The following is a 21,205-nucleotide window of genomic DNA, read 5'->3' on the forward strand; positions in this document are numbered from 1 at the left end:
ATGATGTAAATTAAAACTTATAGGCATATCCTAGCATATAACTGCTAGATGGAATAACCTTGATAGTGCCTATATCCATTGTTCCTACTTCGTTGGTAAGTGTGATTTTACTCCTAGCTCCATCATACCCACGATACTTAAAGTAAGCAAAGAATTGATGATTGAGCTTAAAAAAGTAATGAATCCCCATTGTGGCAGTAAAGCCAAATTGTGAAGCAAACGAGATATTTTGATTATAGCTTGTTTCTAGCATTGCAACCTTTAGACTATTATCTAAAAAGCTTGTCCCCTCAAACCCTAATCCCACATCAAACCCAAAGGTATGCTTATAGGTATTTATAAGATTATAGAGGAATGTAGCACTTAGCCCATAATTAAGCGCGTGGGAGGATAAACTCATATTCATATTAATAAGCTCTGGCATACCATTTATTGCTGTATTAATATCTCCGCTGCTATAATTAGCATAGCCCAAATAGCCTTTTATGCGGATTCCATAATCTTGTGAGAAAAAATATTGCCAACCGATGTTGAGATTTAAGGGAAAGGCTGCTATTGATTTTAGACTTGAGCCAAAGAGATTGTTTGTGCCTGCATTACTTGTTTCCATAAAATCTATACTTGTGGAATAATCTGTATCGGTATATTGCACATCAAGTCCAATAAAACAGCCTGTATGCACAGATTCGCCCTTACAGAATCCAAATGTATCACTTTGATTTGTTTTTGCTAGCTCATTGCTGCTAGGAGTAATAGCGGCTCTACTCTCTTGGTTTTTTAATCTCTGTATCTCTGCTTGAAGCTCTATGACTTGTTTTTCTTGTTTTAAGTCATCTAGTTCTCTTTGAAGCTTACTCATTTCTGTTTCTGCAAATGTTGGATTACACAATCCTATGAACACACCTGTAACTATTGCCATTATGCGATTTAATTTTGCCATTATATTTCCTTTCAATGTTGCGTAAGGACTGCAATTCAAGCAATCCAAATAAGTTAAAGCTGCTATCCTGTGCTAGTGAGCCACTGCTCTTAAGCTTTTTGCCTTAAGAATCAAAACTAATTTGAAGCACTAAATTAGCTTCATATTCGCTTTGAATGCCCACACCATAGCTCATTAAATCAAGAGCTTCTTTTTTTGAGAGGGTATTATTGATAATAGAATCCATCTCTTGTGTTGGTATGCGTTCTTGCATAGTATCTCCTTTCGTGCAAAGCACTTATGTAATAGTGAAAAGAGTTTTTGCAAAATCCGTGTTTAGCAACTTAAAGGGGCATTTAACGCTTTAACATAAAAAAATATAACAAACAAAATCAACAGCCTAGGGCAACTTAAAGGATATTTAACACTTCTATATAGAAAAACAACAGATTGAAAACCCTTCAGAATAGACAAACTTTAGGTATTTGCTGCGAGTCTTGTGTTTAAGGGAGCTAGTAAATCTAGCAATCTTACTCAAGACAACCCACGCGCATTGTAGCGTAATTTTTTCTATTTTGTATTTTATTTTTGATTATTGATATAAAAACATTCTCCATTGTGGCAAATCATTTGAATATGCTCCATTTTTCTTATTGCAGATATTTCTTGTTCTATATTGTAACTTATTGTATTTAGCATAAAGATTGCTACAATAAGCAAAACAACAAATATTGCAAGTCCTATAGAGGATACAGAATCTGTTTGCGCATAATGCAACAAACTTCCAAAAAGTAGAATGTGCATTATCCATATTAATGCTGTGGTATTCTCCATAACAAGAGGAGCAAATATTTCATAACCCCTCCACAAGTCTCCTGCAATATAGCCCAATAAACACACCATTAGAAAAATACCTGCACTAAAACATAATGTAATTTTCTTATTTGTAGAAATATGCTTGGTCATACTATCTCCCTTTTTAAATGTTTAACAATATACCTTTCAGTCTCATCTAAATCAAACCACTTAGTTCTAATGTAGTCAGCAAGTGAAGGAGCATTAGATTCTTTAGCTAAAGTCTTTGGGCAAATAGTCATAATAGCCTCCTTATTGTTCTGTCAATCTATATTCTAATAAATCATTAATACAATCACCTACATTACTATAAGCCGTGTAGTAGTAGTGATTCATAGAAAAAGAAAAAGTTCTTCCATCTGTTAGAATATCAAAGAGCATAACACTCTCATTTATTGAAGTTTCTCTAGAAAAATTTGATAGCCCCACAAACGCATCGGGGCATATTGTCTCACATTGTTCTAAAGTCATTGTTTTGTGTCTAATAGCAATAATTTTATCCGCCTTTATATAAAGCACATTGGAAGCCAAATCACCATTATGGAATGGTAATTCATAAAAACCATTAGCGTTCAAAAAATATTCTAGTATAACCACGCTAACTCCTTTAAAGTAGATTCCAAAAAGCTTTTAGCCTTTTGTTGCAATAATTATAGAGCAAACAAAGACTTAAAATAACGCAAATAACGCTATTTAATAGCCTTTTATCCCTTATAGCATTTTGCCTATTTTCTTTTAGGCATTTTTGAAATATTATCATCAATGAAAGCTTTTGCGATTCTATAATCTTGCTCTATGCCTTTTGGTAGCGCGATTTTTAGGGTATTGGCAATATTTTTACAAAAATTGAACTGCTTTTTGCTAGGTGGGTATTCTCTTCTCTCTTTAGATTCTGCTCGGAGGGGTATAAAATCCATTTTTGAATGAATTTCTTTCATATATTCCACATATTGTTTCTTGCCCTCCATTATTTCATCTAGAGCGGATTCCATTTGGGCTGTGAAATGCAAATCTAGAAGCCATCGATTTTTGTCTTTTTTAAAAAAATTAATTACAGACATTCCAAGTTTTGTGGGAATAATTTCACGCTTTTTATCTTTGGATATTTCTATGTATTCCTTATTAAGTAGGATAGGTAAGAATGTAGCATAAGTGCTAGGTCTCCCTATACCTGCTTTTTCCATTACTTCTATGAAATCGGCTTCTAAATATCGTTTAGGGGGATTTTTTTGAATATCTTTAATGCTTATTTGGGCGATGGGTATAGAATCTCGCTCTTTGTATGCAAATTCACTTAGCTCCTGTTCATCATTTTCCTCTTTCTCATTTTCTTTTGGCTCACTAAATAGCTGTAAAAATCCTAAATCAATAGGCTTTTTGAAGCTCATCTTAAATGCTGTTGTTTTGATATTAATAAAAACATTTGTTTTTTCATAGATAGCGGGCTTACTTTGTGAAAGAATAGTATTTTTGAAAATAATTTTATAAAGTGCAATATGGCTAGAATCTAGCTGCTCTTTGGCGCATATAGATTCTGTGTCTTCATATTTATGGCAATGTGTAATCCTTATAGCCTCGTGGGCTTCTGCTTGAGAATTTTTACCCGCCTTATATTCAGTGTATTGATAAGTGTCTGGGTAAATTGGAGCAAAGAAGTTTTGAGCCTCTTGTAAAAATTCTTTACTTAAGGATTCAGAATCTGTGCGTATATAGGTGATTAAACCTTTGGCAAAAAGTTGCTGCGCTAGATTTTGAATATCTTTTGCAGCAAGCCCTAACTTTTTGCTAGCAACCTTTAGCAGTTTGCTCGTAGTAAAGGGTTTAGGAGGATTAGTTTTTGTGGTTGTTTTTTCAATTTTAGTAATTAAGCCTTTATCAAATGAGATAATATCATCAATGATTTTCTGGGCTTCATCTTTACTGCTAAATCTTACCTCTTTATCATTCTCAATATACTTAAATATAATTTCTTTATTTTCAAGCAAACTTGCGGCAATGATGGCATATTCTTTTTTCTGCTCTTGGTCTAGATTGGCAAAATCATTTATTTCCTCTTCTCGTTTTGTAATAAGTGATAGTGTTGGGGTCTGCACACGCCCTGCACTTAGCATTTTATTGTATGCTAGTGATTGAGTAAGATACGGAGAAAGAATGAAACCTATGAGTTGGTCGCTTACTCGTCTTGCAAGAAATGATTTATAGTAATTAAAATTTGTCTCTACAAAGAGTTTGGCATTTTTAAGCCCTGCTTGAATACCGCTTGGGGTGATTTCGTGAAATTCCGCTCGATAGACTTTATCTGCGACATTTTTAATCTTTTGAAAAAACATATAGCCTATCGCATATCCTTCTCTATCAGGGTCGCTTGCAATATAAACTTCTTGTCCTTTAGCCTTGTTGATAGCATTCATAATAAGAGATTTTTTGGATTCTGTATAATCAAAGATTGCATTGTAATCTTTTTCTACCTCAATATTTTTCAAATCCATAAAATGTCCTATGGTAGCAATAACCTCATAACCCGTAATCTGTTTGATTTTGGCAACCTTATTGGGTGATTCTATGATGATAAGTGGCATTGTTTCTCCTTTTGATGTGATTAAATAATTTGGCTCTTATTTGTCAAATTCTTTAAAATTGCAGCAATTTTTAAGAGCAGAATGTTCTATTGTGTTTTGATTTGCTTGCCTGATTTGTTTATAAAAATCTTTAGCATATTCCTCAATACTCTGATTATCGTTTTGTAATTTTTTAGAATCTATACGAGATTCTAAAGATGATGGCAAAAGTTTTTCTTTCTGCAGCTTTGTGTTTTGATTTATAATGTCAAATGCCATTAAGAACTCCTCTATTGGTTTTTCAAATCTGCCATAGAAAAACGCAAGCTAAATCCTGCATTTTCTATAAGTGGATTTGTGTCTTTTTGTATCTTTTTCCAAGTATCTAGGCTAACTTTTGCTTCACTATTTTCGGTTGGTGGCAAGTCTTTTGGCGGATTTTTAAGTGCAATATTAATGATGTCTGAATTTATGCTCTTAACATACTCTTTGCGCTTAATCTCAAGCATTTTTTGAATTTGGGCATTAATTTCTTCTTGGCTCATTGTTTTGGTATTTTCATTCTCACTCATAGTCTGCGTGGCTTGGCTTATCATTTTGTCTTCAACAAGCATTTCATTCCATTGCTCTTGGGCTTTTTTATCTTCCTCACTTGATGATTTAGATGTTAGGTCTGTCTGGTAGGTATTAGAATCTTGAACTACTTGTACCTGCTTATCCTCATTTAATTGCTCTAATGGCTGTTGCTCTTGTATTTTTGGAGAATGCGTTGTTACTTGCAAAGTTTGGCTAGATTCTATATGTGAATTCTTGTGCTTTTTGCTGTGAAGCTTTTTAAGCAATGCCGCATTAGTAGGGTCATATTCCCACTTAAGCCGCTTTTGCATTGCTTTTTCTTTATAGTAATATGCCGCTTTGATTTTGATAGGCTTTGCCTTATGTCCAGATACAAGGATAATAATTTCATCATTTGGTATATTTAAAATATCTTGCGCGGTAATAAGTTCTGTTCCCTCCAATGAATAACTAGAAGTCCCACCAAATGCTATTGCTCCATCTTTTGTGCTATGGCTTCTATTTTCTCTTGTGTATTTGCCTATTTGTTTAGATACCTGTTCTGCAGAATCTGCGTCATTCATTTTAAATAGAATCTGATAACCTGTTGTATCAGTCATAATTTTTAAATCATCTTCACCATAATATTTTTTAATAAGCCCATAGCTTTGGGTAATGTAAAGTGGCACGATGTTATAGCTTCTACACAATGCAGGCATTTCTAGTAAAAAAGGCATTTTCCCAAATCGTATAAACTCATCAAGAATAAGATATATGCGCTCATTTAGGTTTTTACTTTCTCTTGTCATTAGATTCTTGGCAATAGATTCTAAAAGCACACGAATGAGACTTTTTAATGTATCAATATCAGTTTGAGCAATCTTAATATAAAGTGTAATATTTTTCTCGCGCAAATCTTCATACTCAAAGCTCATTGAACTTGTAGCATCTCGCACTTGATATGAAGTAAAAACTGCCATAAATCTTGAAAATGTGGATTTAATACTTGCAAATTCTTCATCTGCAGCATTTGCCCACGCTCTTGCATAATTTCTTACAATCACATCAAGAGTTTCTAGCCCACTTTGTTTGTTTGCTTCAATTTGCTCATAAGTTTCGCTTTCCCAATTCTTGGGATTCTTAATGTCCAAATATTTTTGTTCAGCAACTTGCTGATAGAAAATTTTTTCAGGATTTATGCCATCTATCTCAAGATATTTGCTAGTTTTTGGGTCAAATTCATAGATTTTCTCATAATAAGGGCTTTCTTTTGGAATAAGAGGTTTGTAATCTTTCATCGGGGCATTAGCAATATCAAAGAAATTACTTTCATTTTTTACACAGCACTCATAGAGCGCGTGAAACACAAAAAATTCTTTTGCTTTACTTACCCAGTGGTCTTCTCCTTTTTCTTCCACAAAGATTGTATTGGCAATCTCATCAACAAGTCGCCTTTTGCCATTGAAATCAAGTTTGGAGATAATTTTTTTATCAAACGGATTAAATTTAAGGCTGTTGTCGTTTCCTAGAGGATTAAAGACATATACTTCATTTTTGAAAGCTGATTGACGATAGCCAGCTGTTAAATCGCAAAGCTCACCTTTAATGTCTAAGACCACACAGCTTGTAGGCAGCGTTAATAAATTTGGAATGGCTACTGCTGTTGATTTACCAGCACCCGGCGGAGCAACGATAAGGGCTGCCAATGGCGCAGAGAAATAAATTTTACGCTTTGTCCATAATTCTTTATGGATTCCAAGCAAAAAACCTCCTCTTGAATAATTTACATCAAGCATAGGCGTTTCAATTACTATGCCAAATTCAAAGAATTTTTTAAGAGCTTTTTTGTAGCGTTGTGGTGTGAAATTTAGCGGATTAAGGAGCTGAAGGGTATTTGTGATAAATTTATTCATCACAAATCTTTGTTTCTCTATATCTTTACTTTGCGCCCATCTTGCTTTGCCGTGAGTAGTTTTAGTGGTCTTACCTTTGAGTATCATAATAAGAAATAATGGTGGCATAAGTGAAAGAATAAGAGCTAGATACACATCAAATTTCATAGGTCTTTTAAAGCCATTAAGTATATTATCTACTATGATAAGTGCGAATTTAATGAGTTTATCCCATTCATTTATAGCAAACATATAGTGCAGTGCATAAAGAAATGTAGCGGGAACAGAAATAATAGCAATTAAAAAATATAAGGGATAAAGTTTTTTATTATTCATTATCTCTTCCTTGTATGAGTTTTAGATAAAAGAATATTGGCAAAATGATTGGTGAGCTTTCTTGTTTCTTCCAAACCTTGTTTTAGCTCATTTAATTCGTGCTTTATTTCCATTAAAAAATTTTCATCTCTTGTTAGATTCTCTAACTCCCACTCATCATCGCTAAGGTTTGCAATATTCAAGCGCAATGCAATTTGATTAATATTGCTCATTGTGGCATTAAGGTCTGTATAGAACTTTTTATTGAAATTAAGAATATTTTTAATTTCATTTGATTTTTTCTGTATATCTTTTTCTTTATGGCTTGAAAGAAAGTTTTCAATAACCTCTGTCATTGTCTTGCCTTCTTTTTGTGCTTTTTTGGTTAAGTTTTTATAAGATTCTATGGATAGAAGACAATGGAATCTGTGTGAATTAAAAGTTTTACTATTTTTGTAGTCTGTCTTTCTCATTTTAGGCTACCTTTTCTTGCAGGATTCTTCTTAAATCTTTTTTTACATCAAGTATATCCTCAATAATGCGTGCTGTGCCTTTGCGTTTGATTTGAATGACATAATCAATAGCAGCAATAAAATAATCAATAATAGCTTCATCAGATACATTGCTTGCACCACCAAATTTAGCATTCATCGTGATAGCATAAATGGCATCTTTTACGCCATTGGCGTGCAAAGTTGAAATAGAGCCACTATGTCCTGTATTATTAAGGCGTAAAAAGAGCATTGTATTGCGTGTGTCAATTTCTCCAAGCAGTAATCTATCAGGAGACATACGCATACAATCATTGAGTGCTTTCTCATAGGTATAGTTAGCAGATTCTGTTTTGCTTACTACAATTTGCACTTTATTTGGATTTTTAATGTGTAGCTCGGGTGAATCCTCTACAATGACTATGCGCTCATTTAATGGAATCTCTTCAAGCAAAGAATTAGCAAATGAAGTTTTGCCTGTGGCTGTTCCACCGCTTACAAGGATATTTTTACGCTCTTTTATAAGATTTTTTAATCTCTCATAACTCCAAAGCTCTGCGCAATGTTGGCTAAAAGCAAAATTTTCTATTGGAAATTTTGCTTCACTAGGCACACGAATATTAATACTAATTTCATTTGTTGCAGTAATGCTTGGGTGCAGAGCATTCACACGAAAGCGTGAGTTGGGTATAGAGCAAGACAGATGAGGCACATTAATATCAAAAAAGAGGTTGCGCGCAGTGGCAAGCTGCTCACAAAAATTGAGCAAAAATCTTTCATCAAGACTTTCATCTTCAAGTCTTTCATAATGTCCATTTTTCTGAACCCAAAGCTCTTTTTCTCTATTAATGCAAATCTCATTAATCTCCATTGTAAGATATTTGTCAAGTCTTGAAAGTAAGGCTTCTAAGAGTTTTGAGCGCATAGGTATCCTTTAGGCATTAATTTCATCGTTAAGTTTTTTTATTTTTATTTTTATTGACGCAACCTTAGCTTCAAGAGTGCGCAATTCTTTAATTTCTTTGTCAATCTGCTCCATTTTTTTAAGCTTTGTTCTTTTTTTGGCTATATCTGCCTGTATGCTCTCAAAATCAAGCTCTGCTTGTGTGTGGTTTGTCATTTCATTTTCCATTGTGTTTCTCCTTTAGTGTTAAGATAAAATTATCATCTTGCGTATTCAGCGCAACTACTATTTCTTCCACCTGCGTTATTGGCTCTTACACAAAAGTTTGTGCCATTATTAGTCCAATTCTTATATTCAGTGGTTTTTTCTATATTTTTGGTCGTATCATTCTCAAAATGCTTTCTATGAACCTCATAGTATGTGCGCCATTCTTCATTAAGATTGATACTATCACTAGCGGGAATCTCCTTTCTGCGCCATTCATAGAATCTCTCATTTTTCCCCGTAGGGTCATAGTAAATGATATATTCTGAACCATCTGGGCGTATATAGACATCTTTTTTGGTTACATCATATTTGGTATAGGTCGTAGTCCAAGCAGCAGCTGCTGTATTAGTTAGAGCTTGATATGGGCAGGCATAGCTGCAAGTAGAAAACACACCGCATTTTTTCTTGCAAGTATCAGGAAACTCTCTGTAGCTAAAAAGATTAAGATGAAAATTTTTTGTTATTTCTTCATTAGTAGGTTTTGCTTCATTGAGTGCTTCTAAATGCGTGTATTCCATTGTGTATTCACTCTTTTTGCCAGCTGTTGTGGTGTAATCGCACGCTGTAACCTTCTCTTCTTTACCCTCTACATCATCATAAAATGATAATTCTGTGCGCTTTTTACCCTTGAGATTAGCATCGTCCATTACCCAATCGCCACAGCTTTTTTCTTTATAGTCAAAGACTTTATCTGTTTTTACACCTTTGTTAATGAATATTTGTTCTTCAGTGAAAGGGTCGATATAGTATTGATTTACTATGCGTTGAGCCTGTTTGGTGGTATTGTTCTTCTCATATTCTATAAGTTCCTCATTGACTTTGCCATAGGCAATGCAATCTGTAGCTTCATAAATTAGCCCATCAAGCCCTCGATAGAGAACTTGAGTAGTAAAAAATGTGCCTACACCATTGCCATAGTCTTTCTCTGTTTCTGATAATGAGCAGCGTGTGTCATCGCGCCACATTTCTGATTGATATTCTTCTCCAACTAAATCCACACAATCACCTAGATTCTGCACTTTAGATTCATTGTCAATGTAATAATATTGAGTTTGCTTAATAGCCTTATTTTTATCAAAATCCAATCGGTATTCACATTTTGTATCATCGCGCACCGCCATTTTTTCTACACATTTGCCATCTTTGTCAATAATTGATAGCTTAACAGAATTAGTAAGATATTCAGGTACAGAACAAAATTGCTTGCTCCAAGTGGTTTCTGTGTTGGTCTCTCCTAGAGCTGTATTTGTTGAGCTTAGTGGAAAATATGGCATAGTAGAGCCTGTGCCGCCACTACCTACGCTAATATTGCCCACACTTGAGCCTTGTCCGGCACTAGCATTAGTGCCACTTTTACTTTGATTGGTTTTTTTAGCATTTTTTTCTTCTGTGCTAGGGGCATTGGCAACAATTTGGGCAAATTCTTGAAACTCTTTTTGATTTTCACCCGATAGAGATAGATTCTGCCCTTTAGGAAGTTTTGTATTAGAATCTTTAAGCTTTCTTGTAAGCTTAGGCTTACTCATAAGCGTATAGATTTTACCATTGTTCATAAGTCTATCAATCTCAAAGGTTACATTCTTTTTAGAATCTACCTTGTAAGTGCCTATGGCTTGAAATGAAAAATTATCATAGGCAATTTTTCCATTTAGCACACCCTCTTTGCTTCTAAACATTATGTCATCATCAGTAATCAATGAAATAGCAGCAGAACTATGTTCTAACCCTAGACAAAGTATGATAAGAGCTGCAAAAAGCCTTTTCATCAGTCCTCCTTTGAAATAAAATTGAAATTTATTCATCGCTGTCCTCCTCTTGTTGTTTTTTCTGCCTAAAAAAGCGTGCGACTGCTTCGCCTTTTTTAGGCACTGGGATAAAAATATCCTGGCTTGGAGCAATAAAAATCCTTGAACCTTCTCTTATAGTGATGATGGGCTGGATTTTGATTTGCTCTTGAATAATGCGTTGGATAATGCCGCTTATATCTTGTCGCATACCACTCATAATTTGACTTTGAGCATAAAGTCCCATTAAATCTGCATTGGCATTGCCACTGCTTTGAGCATTGTTAAGCTGAGAGCTTTTTGAATTTACATAGAGTAAAAGTCCATTTGAAAGAGTAGAGAGTGTGAGTGGTATGCCATATCGTTCAAAATTACGGCTATGAACTTCGCCTACAAGTCCATTGTATCCTTTAACATCAGCACTTTTTGCTTCGGTTAAGAGAATATTAACACCGTGAGGCGTAATAATTCTTGTCCATACAACTTGTAGTCGGTATTCTCCTATTTTGTTATTAGATTCATAAAATCCTATAACTCTTGAGCCTTTAGGAATAAGCACAGCTCTCCCCATAGCTCCATAAATATTTGTTTCTACTTGAGCTACTACATTACCTGCAATTTGGCTAGAAATAGGGCGCACAAGAAATGCTGGTATCATTCTATCAGCAGTAATGGTGCGCAAAAGTTTATGCTCGTTACTTGCTTCATCTTTTTCATCAAAATTACTAAATTCATCAACTCCATATTCAGTGTCTTTTTTGGGTGGTTCATCTTGGTTAAATCTTGAAGCGAGAATATCATTAATTTTGCGCTGGCTTTCATCTGCATTCTCATAGATAAATTTTTGATTTTCTTTTGCTACAGAATCTCCTATGTAGTATCCATTTTCATCATAAAGAAAATCAGGATTTTGCTCCTCTGGTGGCACAGGTTTTGAGGGGTCTGTGCTTGTGCTGTATGTTTTGTTGGGATTTTTAAATTTGTTAGGATTTTTGGTATTTGTAGAATCTTTATTATTGCCTTGCCAACTAGAGCTATCTCCTTTTTGGTTTTGAGCAGGAATAGTAGTTATTGCAATTTTTGGGCTATTCTCATCTTTATAGGCTTCCTGCTCATTTTTATCTTTTTCATCTTCATAAAGCACTAATTCTCCCGCTTGGTTTCTTTCAATCTCCACACCTGCTTTACTAAAAATTTTATCTTCTGCGCTTAAGTAGTTCTTTTGTTCTTTTTCATCAAGTGTGTAGGGCTTTCCACTCTCATCAAAATATATGCGCTTGCTATCTTTATCATAGAGAATGGGGTTGCCATTTTCATCTAGTTCAATAACATTTCCTTCCTTATCCCTAAATACTCTTTTATTTTTGCGCTTAATTTCCTCTTGCTGTTTTTTCATCTCTTCTTGCATTTTTTGCAGCTCCTCTTGCATTTGGCGCATTTTTTGGGCTTCTTGTTGCTGCTCTTTTATTTTTTGCTCATACTGCTCAAGTTTCTTTCTAGATTCTGAAAATAGATAATCTTCGAGTGGAAATTTTGTATTCATCTCTGCCCACTCCTCATCTTCGTCTATCAAAGAAGCTGCTATCATTAGCGCAAACAAAAGAAGGAAAATAATAAATGCAGCTATAATGAACTTTCTGCTTTTGATTAAATCTATCATCATTATTTTCCATTGGTGCTATTCTTTGTAGGTGTAGTTTGCGCATTTGGCGCATACCATTTAGGTAGAATTAAAATATTTTGCTTTTCTTTTGGAATATCTTTTATGTTTTGCATTTGATTGGTGTTTTTAGGACTAGATTTTTGTGTATCATTAGCACTATTAGCAGTAGTCGTTTCTTGTATCGCATTTTGTGATTGTGGTGCAATAAGTGTATTTTGTATAGGCTTAGATGGTGCTGCATTTGTTTGGGCTTGTGGTGAGGAAGTGGGAATATTTTTAAATATGTCTGCTACATTAGATTCTTCTTTTTTATTCTCTTTAGTATTTTGCGCTGTCTTTTTTGCTTTTTTTGTTTCCTTTGACTTATTTTGTAGCTCTTTTAATTTTTGTTCTTTAGCTCTAATTAGCTCTTCAAGCTCTCGGGGTTGCATATCATTGCCGCCATTTGTTTTACTAGAATCTTGCACAGCTGGCATTTGGATATATTCTTTTTCTTTAATGACAAGTGGTCTTTGAATGCGCTGCACGCACACATATTCATCGCCTATCTTTAATGTCCATTTTTCATTTACATCTTCTGCAATAATATAATTACCCACCACACGAGTATTGACAGGATTATCATAGCCATCAACGACTTTGAAAATAACAGGAAATTTAGAATGAGCATTTTCTCTATCAAATTTGAAATATGTGTAATCATTGTCATTAAAAATATCTACCGCCATCATTGCAATGGAAGCTTCAGTTTGTTGTGGATTGAGCCATAAGCTTCTCCAACTGCGCACACTTCGTGGTTTTTGCGCATACCCTCTTTTAATCTTAGTTTTATCGATATAGAGTGTATTGACTTTATCGCCAATAGTGATAAATTCTCCGTCATCTTGTTCAATGGTGGCAAATGGTATTTTTCGCTCATCGCCATCTTCATTCCAACCACCACTAATATATCCATTATTTTCATTTGCTCCTACATTGCCTCTGGCATATAATCCGCTCTTATGCTCTTTAATGGGAATGCGCCCAACATTTCTATTCTTGCTTACAAATACCATAAATGCAGGGTCTCTACGATTTGTAAAGTGAGTAGAAAATAGATAGAATGTGTAGATTGTGCCGCTTTCTCCAATGATAATGAGATTGCTATCAATACCAATAAGCTTTGGCTTTATAGTTACTACATTATTTAGATTCCATCTATTGTTAGTTTTACTTAATTCTTTGACTTCAAATCCATTAGGGTCTCCCACAATGACATCTGCTATGGTGTCATTATCAAGCACAATGGTGGTTACCATTGCAAAGCGAGTGCGGATTTTATGCGTTTCTCCATCTCTATGTAAAATATTTAAAGTATTATCTTTGAGTTTTCTATTAGGATTCCAAAAGTGTTTTTGCACGGCATCTAGAAATATCATTTTATCAGTATGCTCATTTTTTGGCGCATTCTTAGCCTCATCGCCAAAATCAGAATCACTAAATACAGAGCCATCTTCATCGGTAAATGCTTGCTCTTCTAGTGTTTGGGCATAGTTTATGGAGAATAATCCAAAAACGAGTGTGATAGATAAAATGCCGCGCATATTCATTGCTTATTCCTTTTGCTCTACTTGAGTTTGTCTTTGCTCAAATGCTTTATCAAGCTGCTCTTTTATACTTTCTTGTGTCTCTTGCTCTTCATACTCTTGAATATCTTGTTGCTTATCTGCAGCAGATTCTGTATTTTCAGAATCTGTATAGTTAGAAATATCATCTTGTGGCGCAATCTCTATCTTGGGCGGTGTGCATTGACATTGCCACTGATTTTCAATCATTGTATGAATATTTTGGCTTTGCTGTTTTATTTGTTCTTCTTTTACTTGTGTATTTTTTAAATTTTTTTCTAATTGGGCAAATTCTCTTATCTCCTTGAGCGCATAAAAGCTTGATATACCAGCGATAAGACTTAAAATAACGGCTATGATGGTTGCGAAGTGCATTATTTCTCCTTTTGTTCAATTTGATTTTGCGTAGCAGAATCTGCTACTTGCTGCGTGTGTTCTGCGTTTGTGTTAGCAGTTTGAATTTGCGTGGATTGAGGTGCTGCCTCTACTTTTTGTGGCACTTGCGCATTATCTAATGTTTCAAGATTCTCCTTTTCTTTTTTTACCTCTTTATGTTTGTTCATCTTAGAATCTAAAAAACTAGAAAGTTTTGCGAATAGTTTGCCTATCTTTTCTATTTGGTGCGTAGAGAATGTCTTAAACTCTTTTTTTCTCTCATCTTGGGCAATAAGCTCTATAAATGCCTTGTATTTAAACTTTGATTCTTTTAATGTTTTAAAGAATGGCTTATAGGTGAGATAAAAACCACTAAAAATAACTGCAATGGCAATGGTTAGCATAATAACTCCTTATTCAAATGGATTTGGTTCATTGCGTTCTCCTTGTTGTTGGGATTGTTGCTTCATCTTAGATTCACGCTCTTTTTGCTCCTCAAGCTCTAGAGCTTCTTGTTGTTTTCTTTGGGCAGCTAGGATTTTTTCTTTCTCCTCCTGCTCTTTGCGCATTTTTTTAATCTCATCATTGAGTTCTTTTCTTTTTTGTGAAGGAGATTTTTGAGCTTCTTTCTCAAAGTCAAATTCTATTTTTGTCTCTTTATCGCTCTCATCTTTTGGCACATCGCCTTCTATGGTATCTTTATGTTTGTATTGGTAGTCATCTCTTAAAAACTCGTTGCTATCATTCTTGTTGATTTCTTTTTTCTTAATTTTTGACTTCACCAAATCAGGATTGACCTTATTTGCTTCATCAAGCTCTTTGATGGTGGCAATTTCAGTAACAGAATATTCTTTCACCTCAAAACCTGTTGGATTTTTAGGAATTGATTTAAAATCAATATCAAGCTCATTAAAGTGATATATGAGGGAGATTCTGTATCTTTTTTGACTTTGTAGCACTCCTACTGCAAATAACCCAATTTGTGCCTCTACTTGAGCATAACCATCTTTAATGATAGCCACATTGACAATGCGCACACCACGCTCTAGATTAGAATTACCATAAATAGAATCTTCTTGGGCTACGATATTTTCAAAAGTCTGCCATACCTTTTGTGAGCTTTGTAATCTCACAACCTCATATCTTTCTGTATCATCAAAGCGATTAATAGTTTCTCTATTTAGCACATAGGCACTAATTAGGCTACGCACTAGAGCTTGATTGGCAGTGATTTTTTCATTAGCTTTTTCAATATGCACAAAATTCTGTGTAGCATTAGAAAACCCCACAAGATAAGGCTCTTTTTCTTTTAGGGGAAAAAGGCAGATAATAAGGATAAGCTGCACAATGGCAAGCGCAATAAGTCCTTTATTGAGATTTACAACAAACTCGTGTGTTTTTTGTTCTGTGCGTAACAACACATTAGCGTCTTGTATGGTTTGAAAAATAGTATCTATCTTGATATGCTTTGCTTCATTCATGCGTTTAATGCCGCTTTTGAGTTTCTCACTTATTGTAGTATGCTGCGCATTATCTTGAGTCTCTTTGGGCTTTTGATTTGGCATTTCAAAATACTTTTCTTCCATACACACTTCTTTAGGCTAGATTATCTATAGCAATAAATAGACTTTTGTCACACGCACAAGGAGATGGCTTCATCTCATAGCGTTTTGCGTCTTTCATAGCTGCACAACCACTTAAATAAATGCTAATAGCTATGAGGGCTAAAAGTAATCCTATGTAGATAATTTGTGTCATTTTCATTGCTCACTCCTTTAAATTACTTGGGGCTACTATCGTTATTTTTGAAGCTTTGATTGGTAATCTCATTGCTTCCTTTTAGCCCTGTTTTTGCTCCCTTTGAAGCTCCCTGCAGAGCATTTGTGCCAACATCTTTTGCTAGACCTCCTATGCCTTGAATTGCTCCTGAACCTATCGAGGCAATTTTGGATAATGCAGGATTGTTGTGCATTGCACCACTTGCGGCACTTGTGGCTTTATTAATGCCTGCATTAATACTTCTTGCTACACCTCCTGCAGCCGCTTTTTCGTTTCCTGCGGCTTTGGCTAGTCCTGCAAGCCCTTTGCCTGCAGCGTGAGTTGCTCCTCCTGTAGCCACAGCAGCAGCTGCATTAAGCGCACCTCCTACACCTCCACCCCCTGCTTGTGAAGCTGTTTTTGCCAATCCTGCTGCACCACCTCCCATCATTCCTGCAGCAGCTCCCATTACGCCCATCATAGCTTTTTGTCCCATTCCTGCTATGCCCTCACCAATGCCGCCGCCTGCACCCATAATTTGTTGTATGATGTTCGGAACCTGCTTGACAAGATAGGTTGAAATCAATACTCCCAAGATACCTGTTACCACTTTTGACATAATGTCTGCGTTTTGTGCGACATCTCCTAAGATATTGCTCCACGCATCGCTATTGTTGGAGGTTAGTGCAAGAATTTCATTTTTCAAAGCATTCATAATAGAGATGTTAAAGAGTGCCACGAGCATAAGCAGTGGTTTATACATTGTGAGGGCAAAAATCATCGAGAGCCACTTAAATGCCATTCCCCGCGTTTGCGGTAAATAGAGACAAATAAGCATTATGGGAAATAAGGATTGCAAAAAGACAATTTGAATGTATGTTACAATGATAACTAAGATAACTATGCAGATAAAAATCATACATACGACAAATAAGACTATAGAGACGGCAGCGACAACAAAGAATATGCCCAAGTTGCTTCCTGTCCAGCCTATTTTGGTAGAGCTTATAGCCGAACTCATAATATCCTTTGCGGCTATATAAGTTCCCTCTACTACCTTATCTATAGAATCTGTGCCGCTTTGCATTGTTGTTCCAGCTACACTTGAGATACCTGCTGTGCCTTTTGCAAGTAAATCCATAATAATGCTGCTAGGGTAGTCAATAAAAGAATCAAATGCTTGCTTAAAATCCATAGGATTTTGAATAATTCTATTCATAATATATAAGAATGTAAGAAAACATATCATTGATGTGAGATTTTTCCAAGTGATAAAATCTCCCTCTTGCACTTTTTTGACTACCCATAGTGAAATGCCAAAAACACCTATGAAATTTGTAATTTGCCTTACTTTCATTAATTGAAACAGCTGCGTGGCAACATCATTGATAAAAGTATTAAGAATTTGCTGAAATCTGCTCATTACAATACTATAAAAGCCTGCTCCGCCTGTTTTGTAGCCACTATCAGCCCAGATTTCTTGTGGTAGGCATATAAAACTTAGGGCGATAAGTATGAGGAGGATTCTGCTCTTATTCATTGAGAAACTCCTCTCTCCAATTGGCATTGTTTGTAGATTTAATTTTCTTCACTTTTTGCACAACTTTAGAATCTGAAGATAAGACCTTAAGATATTTGCCAAGCTTTGCAAGATTAACATCTAAGATATTACTTTGATTTGTAATAAGGTTTTTAAGCAGCACTTTTCGCTCATTTTGTCCAGTATTGAGCAAAAAAGCCATTTCATTATCAGAAAGGTGGATATTATATTTTTCAAACACCTCAATATCTTTAGTGGGAAAAATAATGATATGGGCTAAATTTCTTAAAAATGAATCAGCATTTTTGACACCATTAAGCTGATGTAAGTCTTGCAAAGCCATTGCCATCACAGAATTAAGCTTTCGCATTTGTGTTAAGGTAATATTAATCCTATCGTTAAAAGCCTCATTGCCAAGATAGCTTTTAAATTCATCAATAAAAATAAAAGTGCCTTTATCATTGTTCTTAGCGCGGTATGTAAGCTTTTGGAATAGATATTGAGCTACAAGTGCGGCATCTTTTTCGTTATTGACAATAAAATCCATATTAAGAGTGGTGAGCTTTTTGTCAAACTCTAAGGAATCTTTGGTGGAGTTAAAAAGAGAATTATTTTGATATTTTTCAAGTTGGATTCTAATTTGTTCATCATTAGTTTTAATCACACCTTCTTTAAAATCCTTTAGGTTTGCTTCATATCCTTGTGCGGCAATTACATTATGATAGAGGTCTTCTACGCCTTTTTCAATGGCTTTAATTTTTTGAGCCTCTAGCTCATTTGTAGCATTGACATCTAAGCCCACCATTTGACAAATCCACGATGATAAAAAGGTAATATTTTCTTTGTCGTTAGGAAGGGTAAAAGGATTCATTGAAAAATCTTCACCGACATTGTATTCACCATTAAGAAACTCTGTAATGGCATATAATCCATTTAGTCTATCAAGTGCGAGAATATCAATATTGTATTTGAATAGATTGGCAATAATAAAGGAGAGCAGTGTTGTTTTCCCTGCACCAGTCCCACCTATAATCATTGTATGCCCAACTACATAGTCATCATCATTTGCGTGAAAATTAAACAAAAATGGTGATTGTGATTGATTTTTAAAAATAGTTACAGGCGTTTCTCCCCACGAATTACGCGTTTTGCCAATATATTCTTTTTCAAACAGAATCATTGAGCTAATCGTAGAACTTGTATGAACACGCTTTCTAGCATTAAGATAAGATTTGTTTGGAAACATTGAGAAAAATGTAGGCTGTAAATTAAGAGTTTCTGTAACTGCTACAAGTCCATAGTTTTTGAAAAGATTGAGTATATCCATAGAGTTGCTATTTAACTCCTCTTTACTCTTAGCCTTCACAAGGATAGCAAATGAGAAGTTTTGAGCAAAAAGCCTATCTGAATCTATAAGCTCCTTTAGTTCATATAATTGAGCCTTAGCAATATTTGGCGCAAGCTTAATTTTTGATTTGATGAGACTTTGGGCTTTTTCCTTTGAGACAGAATCTATGCTAAGATAAATATCAAACTCAATAGGGCTATGCAAAATATTTGAGGTAAGTAAGCTAGTGATATTTTCACAATCATAAGCTTTTATGCCGATGAAACGATTAAAGGTTTGAGTGCCATTATAGTTTTGGATAAAGTAGTCTTTATGAAAGCTTACATCACTAGCTATGTAAGAATCGCTTAATAGCCCATCTGTTGGCTTTATTGGAATATAGATGCCATTAATATATTCTGCATAGAATCGCAAAAGCTCCACTGAAGTCATTTCTTTGACTTCATATTGGCTAAGTGTTTTTGTTACGCGCTCAAGTGTAGCCTTAAGCACACTTAATTTATTGGTATAAGTGATATTATTTGCACCATCTTCTTTTATAGAAGTGGTCATCTCAAGCTTCTTCTTCTCAAAAAAACCTTTTGCACCCTTATTCTTAGTCTCTAAGATAATGAAATATTCATTGACATAAACGCGCTCACGCCTTTCCCACGCATTGATAATCTCTTTTGCATAGGGATTGTCAATATGATATTCTTGATTATAAATAAGCTGTCTGCGCTTAGCAATAATACGTGCTTCTACACTATCACTTAGTGCATTGAGAGCATTAATGCGAGATAACATCGTATCTAGCCCTTCTTGCTCTCTAAAAGTGTTGTAATTAATGCCTTCTAATGTTATTCCTGCCACAAAATTTTCAGTTTTTGTAATAAGAAACCTTTCATCATAAAGCCCTAGTATATTATTTTCTTCGCACATTGAATAGCTATTTGGAACTGCGCTAAAGATAAAATTGCTTATATATTGCTTGAATGTTTCAGTGAGATTCATCAGCTATTCTTTCAAGCATAGTAAGTGCCAATACCTGTTTTTAACTGCAGTGTATTGAGCGCAATATCTACAATGTCGTCATCAAAAAATTCGATAATGTAAAAAAATGTGATGGCAACAATAAATAGCACCAATGTATATAGCCCTAAAAAAGAGTTGAGTGCCAAACTTCCTATAGCTGATATAGCCCACGACTTGATATTGAGTCTTAAAAATTTCTCTTTTTTCGTTAATTCGCGGATATTTTCTGTCGTTACTTGATATACATTTAGCATAATTTTAAACCTAATTGCTAAAGAAGGTATTTGCGATGGTATCAGCATTCATAATGATAAGAGTTGCTGCAATAATACCTATACAAGTGAGGAATATCTCTTTCCATCTATCAAGATTCTTCATAAAGTAAATGCCAACTGCAATGATGATGATTGTGCCTATGGCTTTAAGTCCTGTTGAAAGCCAATTTGTAATTTTGCTCACCATTGTTTGCAAATCAGCAGCACAAGCAAAATCAGGGAATAAAAACAATATTCCTATAACTACAAATAAAATATTATGCGACTTTGCTATTTTCATTGCAATCCCCCTTAAAAGTAAGTTTTTGAAGTGCTTTTTTGATTTTTGAGCGCATAATTTGTTGGTGGAATGGGTGTTCTATTGGTGGTGGCGATTCTTTAACCAAAGCTTCATAGTTAATTGTAATGCTTATGTTGGGACAATCTAGACTTTGAAACTCAATCATCACATCTTTGATGTGAAAGTATTTGTGGTGGCTCTTTGTTAATTTCCATAGTGCATTGTCTATATTGTAAATCACACTTTCATTGCGCTTAACGATTTTATTAACAATGCTTTGCATATCTTTAAAGAATCTATTTGGGAATTGCTGAAAATCTTGTGTAAGTTGAACATCGTGGATAGATTTTTGATGAGTCTTTTGGGTAAATATTAAAGATTTTTTATAATCAAGAATCTCAAGGAACATATATTCCTTGTCTTTAAAGTTATATTTAATGAGCTGGAGTGCTGTGAGTTCTTTGAGCCATAGTTTTATAGTTCTTTCACAAACATCATAACGATAGCAAACTTCCTTGTATTCAAAATAAATTTTGCTATTATTCTTTTGCAAATATATTCCTACTAGGAACATATAAAAAAGAAAGATTTTAGGATTTTTATAAGCTTCAAAGAACGGAAGTATTGCGCGCTGTATTTGATATTCTTTGAGAATAATTAGAGCTTCTTCTTCTACCTCTTCTTGTGAGAGATTATTAAGAAGGGCAACTAGGTCTTTGTCATTAGTAGGCAGATGAGACATTTTGTTTCTCCATTCCTACTGAAGAAACAAAAACTTGGAGTTAGCTTAAAAATCCAAGATTCTAGA

The 21,205-nt window shown here is 34.7% G+C and carries 22 protein-coding genes; all 22 read right to left on the reverse strand.

Features of this window, described 5'->3' with window-relative positions:
* Positions 1 to 10: 10 nt before the first annotated feature.
* The 22 genes from LS71_RS08340 to LS71_RS08435 all read right to left on the reverse strand — a co-directional run bounded on the left by LS71_RS08340 (position 11) and on the right by LS71_RS08435 (position 21,139).
* A complete protein-coding gene (locus tag LS71_RS08340) occupies positions 11 to 940 on the reverse strand; it encodes an outer membrane beta-barrel protein (protein WP_034354035.1) in 930 nt (309 codons plus the stop codon).
* A gap of 103 nt (positions 941 to 1,043) precedes the next feature.
* Positions 1,044 to 1,193, reverse strand: coding sequence for a hypothetical protein (locus LS71_RS09490; protein WP_194145686.1), 150 nt, complete (start codon positions 1,191 to 1,193; stop codon positions 1,044 to 1,046).
* A 308-nt stretch (positions 1,194 to 1,501) separates the two neighbouring features.
* Positions 1,502 to 1,885, reverse strand: coding sequence for a hypothetical protein (locus LS71_RS08345; RefSeq protein ID WP_034354033.1), 384 nt, complete (start codon positions 1,883 to 1,885; stop codon positions 1,502 to 1,504).
* Between the two features lie 141 nt (positions 1,886 to 2,026).
* Positions 2,027 to 2,371, reverse strand: coding sequence for a hypothetical protein (locus tag LS71_RS08350; RefSeq protein WP_034354032.1), 345 nt, complete (start codon positions 2,369 to 2,371; stop codon positions 2,027 to 2,029).
* Positions 2,372 to 2,499: 128 nt separating this feature from the next.
* On the reverse strand, positions 2,500 to 4,353 hold the full coding sequence (locus LS71_RS08355; RefSeq protein ID WP_034354030.1) for a type IA DNA topoisomerase: 1,854 nt from the start codon (positions 4,351 to 4,353) through the stop codon (positions 2,500 to 2,502).
* A gap of 36 nt (positions 4,354 to 4,389) precedes the next feature.
* Positions 4,390 to 4,611, reverse strand: a complete 222-nt coding sequence (locus LS71_RS08360; RefSeq protein ID WP_034354028.1) for a hypothetical protein — start codon at positions 4,609 to 4,611, stop codon at positions 4,390 to 4,392.
* A gap of 11 nt (positions 4,612 to 4,622) precedes the next feature.
* Positions 4,623 to 7,115 carry a type IV secretory system conjugative DNA transfer family protein gene (locus tag LS71_RS08365; RefSeq protein WP_034354026.1) on the reverse strand — a complete coding sequence of 831 codons (2,493 nt, stop codon included), beginning with the start codon at positions 7,113 to 7,115 and terminating at the stop codon, positions 4,623 to 4,625.
* Entirely contained in the window at positions 7,115 to 7,450 is a 336-nt protein-coding gene (locus LS71_RS08370; protein ID WP_034354025.1) for a hypothetical protein, read from the reverse strand. The genes LS71_RS08365 and LS71_RS08370 overlap by 1 nt, the downstream gene beginning before the upstream one ends.
* Positions 7,451 to 7,568: 118 nt before the next feature.
* Positions 7,569 to 8,510: an ATPase, T2SS/T4P/T4SS family gene (locus LS71_RS08375; protein ID WP_034354023.1), complete on the reverse strand. Its 942-nt coding sequence runs from the start codon at positions 8,508 to 8,510 to the stop codon at positions 7,569 to 7,571.
* Between the two features lie 9 nt (positions 8,511 to 8,519).
* Positions 8,520 to 8,717 (reverse strand): hypothetical protein, encoded by a 198-nt coding sequence (locus LS71_RS08380; protein WP_034354020.1) that lies wholly within the window; start codon positions 8,715 to 8,717, stop codon positions 8,520 to 8,522.
* 32 nt (positions 8,718 to 8,749) lie between these two features.
* Entirely contained in the window at positions 8,750 to 10,522 is a 1,773-nt protein-coding gene (locus tag LS71_RS08385; protein WP_034354018.1) for a hypothetical protein, read from the reverse strand.
* 28 nt (positions 10,523 to 10,550) lie between these two features.
* Positions 10,551 to 12,113 (reverse strand): DNA type IV secretion system protein ComB10, encoded by a 1,563-nt coding sequence (locus LS71_RS08390; RefSeq protein ID WP_238700387.1) that lies wholly within the window; start codon positions 12,111 to 12,113, stop codon positions 10,551 to 10,553.
* Positions 12,114 to 12,202: 89 nt separating this feature from the next.
* Positions 12,203 to 13,792 carry a TrbG/VirB9 family P-type conjugative transfer protein gene (locus LS71_RS08395; RefSeq protein ID WP_052057944.1) on the reverse strand — a complete coding sequence of 530 codons (1,590 nt, stop codon included), beginning with the start codon at positions 13,790 to 13,792 and terminating at the stop codon, positions 12,203 to 12,205.
* A 3-nt stretch (positions 13,793 to 13,795) separates the two neighbouring features.
* Complete coding sequence (locus LS71_RS08400; RefSeq protein ID WP_034354010.1) at positions 13,796 to 14,182, reverse strand: hypothetical protein; 387 nt, start codon at positions 14,180 to 14,182, stop codon at positions 13,796 to 13,798.
* Positions 14,182 to 14,586, reverse strand: a complete 405-nt coding sequence (locus LS71_RS08405; protein WP_034354007.1) for a hypothetical protein — start codon at positions 14,584 to 14,586, stop codon at positions 14,182 to 14,184. The genes LS71_RS08400 and LS71_RS08405 overlap by 1 nt, the downstream gene beginning before the upstream one ends.
* Before the next feature lie 9 nt (positions 14,587 to 14,595).
* The gene (locus LS71_RS08410; protein WP_238700388.1) at positions 14,596 to 15,768 is read right to left on the reverse strand and encodes a VirB8/TrbF family protein; all 1,173 of its coding nucleotides are present in this window, start codon (positions 15,766 to 15,768) and stop codon (positions 14,596 to 14,598) included.
* 10 nt (positions 15,769 to 15,778) lie between these two features.
* On the reverse strand, positions 15,779 to 15,946 hold the full coding sequence (locus LS71_RS09495) for a hypothetical protein (RefSeq protein WP_194145687.1): 168 nt from the start codon (positions 15,944 to 15,946) through the stop codon (positions 15,779 to 15,781).
* 16 nt (positions 15,947 to 15,962) lie between these two features.
* Positions 15,963 to 17,480 carry a type IV secretion system protein gene (locus LS71_RS08415; RefSeq protein WP_034354005.1) on the reverse strand — a complete coding sequence of 506 codons (1,518 nt, stop codon included), beginning with the start codon at positions 17,478 to 17,480 and terminating at the stop codon, positions 15,963 to 15,965.
* A complete protein-coding gene (locus LS71_RS08420; RefSeq protein WP_034354002.1) occupies positions 17,473 to 19,821 on the reverse strand; it encodes a VirB4 family type IV secretion/conjugal transfer ATPase in 2,349 nt (782 codons plus the stop codon). Before LS71_RS08420 ends, LS71_RS08415 begins: the two co-directional genes overlap by 8 nt.
* Positions 19,822 to 19,832: 11 nt before the next feature.
* Positions 19,833 to 19,988, reverse strand: coding sequence for a hypothetical protein (locus LS71_RS09725; RefSeq protein ID WP_238700389.1), 156 nt, complete (start codon positions 19,986 to 19,988; stop codon positions 19,833 to 19,835).
* A 118-nt stretch (positions 19,989 to 20,106) separates the two neighbouring features.
* Positions 20,107 to 20,397 (reverse strand): TrbC/VirB2 family protein, encoded by a 291-nt coding sequence (locus LS71_RS08430; RefSeq protein WP_034353997.1) that lies wholly within the window; start codon positions 20,395 to 20,397, stop codon positions 20,107 to 20,109.
* Entirely contained in the window at positions 20,375 to 21,139 is a 765-nt protein-coding gene (locus tag LS71_RS08435) for a hypothetical protein (RefSeq protein WP_034353994.1), read from the reverse strand. The genes LS71_RS08430 and LS71_RS08435 overlap by 23 nt, the downstream gene beginning before the upstream one ends.
* Between the last annotated feature and the right edge of the window lie 66 nt (positions 21,140 to 21,205).

Source organism: Helicobacter jaachi (assembly GCF_000763135.2).
GTDB lineage: Bacteria > Campylobacterota > Campylobacteria > Campylobacterales > Helicobacteraceae > Helicobacter_C > Helicobacter_C jaachi.

What these genes read in the sequence shown, in the direction of transcription:
- LS71_RS08415 (WP_034354005.1), bottom strand. Translation starts at nt 17,480, where the DNA reads ATGAATAAGAGCAGAATCCTCCTCATACTTATCGCCCTAAGTTTTATA.
- LS71_RS08345 (WP_034354033.1), bottom strand. Translation starts at nt 1,885, where the DNA reads ATGACCAAGCATATTTCTACAAATAAGAAAATTACATTATGTTTTAGT.
- LS71_RS08355 (WP_034354030.1), bottom strand. Translation starts at nt 4,353, where the DNA reads ATGCCACTTATCATCATAGAATCACCCAATAAGGTTGCCAAAATCAAA.
- LS71_RS09495 (WP_194145687.1), bottom strand. Translation starts at nt 15,946, where the DNA reads ATGAAAATGACACAAATTATCTACATAGGATTACTTTTAGCCCTCATA.
- LS71_RS08340 (WP_034354035.1), bottom strand. Translation starts at nt 940, where the DNA reads ATGGCAAAATTAAATCGCATAATGGCAATAGTTACAGGTGTGTTCATA.
- LS71_RS08365 (WP_034354026.1), bottom strand. Translation starts at nt 7,115, where the DNA reads ATGAATAATAAAAAACTTTATCCCTTATATTTTTTAATTGCTATTATT.
- LS71_RS08395 (WP_052057944.1), bottom strand. Translation starts at nt 13,792, where the DNA reads ATGAATATGCGCGGCATTTTATCTATCACACTCGTTTTTGGATTATTC.
- LS71_RS08375 (WP_034354023.1), bottom strand. Translation starts at nt 8,510, where the DNA reads ATGCGCTCAAAACTCTTAGAAGCCTTACTTTCAAGACTTGACAAATAT.
- LS71_RS08400 (WP_034354010.1), bottom strand. Translation starts at nt 14,182, where the DNA reads ATGCACTTCGCAACCATCATAGCCGTTATTTTAAGTCTTATCGCTGGT.
- LS71_RS08370 (WP_034354025.1), bottom strand. Translation starts at nt 7,450, where the DNA reads ATGACAGAGGTTATTGAAAACTTTCTTTCAAGCCATAAAGAAAAAGAT.
- LS71_RS08410 (WP_238700388.1), bottom strand. Translation starts at nt 15,768, where the DNA reads ATGGAAGAAAAGTATTTTGAAATGCCAAATCAAAAGCCCAAAGAGACT.
- LS71_RS09490 (WP_194145686.1), bottom strand. Translation starts at nt 1,193, where the DNA reads ATGCAAGAACGCATACCAACACAAGAGATGGATTCTATTATCAATAAT.
- LS71_RS08420 (WP_034354002.1), bottom strand. Translation starts at nt 19,821, where the DNA reads ATGAATCTCACTGAAACATTCAAGCAATATATAAGCAATTTTATCTTT.
- LS71_RS08435 (WP_034353994.1), bottom strand. Translation starts at nt 21,139, where the DNA reads ATGTCTCATCTGCCTACTAATGACAAAGACCTAGTTGCCCTTCTTAAT.
- LS71_RS08360 (WP_034354028.1), bottom strand. Translation starts at nt 4,611, where the DNA reads ATGGCATTTGACATTATAAATCAAAACACAAAGCTGCAGAAAGAAAAA.
- LS71_RS08405 (WP_034354007.1), bottom strand. Translation starts at nt 14,586, where the DNA reads ATGCTAACCATTGCCATTGCAGTTATTTTTAGTGGTTTTTATCTCACC.
- LS71_RS08385 (WP_034354018.1), bottom strand. Translation starts at nt 10,522, where the DNA reads ATGAAAAGGCTTTTTGCAGCTCTTATCATACTTTGTCTAGGGTTAGAA.
- LS71_RS08430 (WP_034353997.1), bottom strand. Translation starts at nt 20,397, where the DNA reads ATGAAAATAGCAAAGTCGCATAATATTTTATTTGTAGTTATAGGAATA.
- LS71_RS08380 (WP_034354020.1), bottom strand. Translation starts at nt 8,717, where the DNA reads ATGGAAAATGAAATGACAAACCACACACAAGCAGAGCTTGATTTTGAG.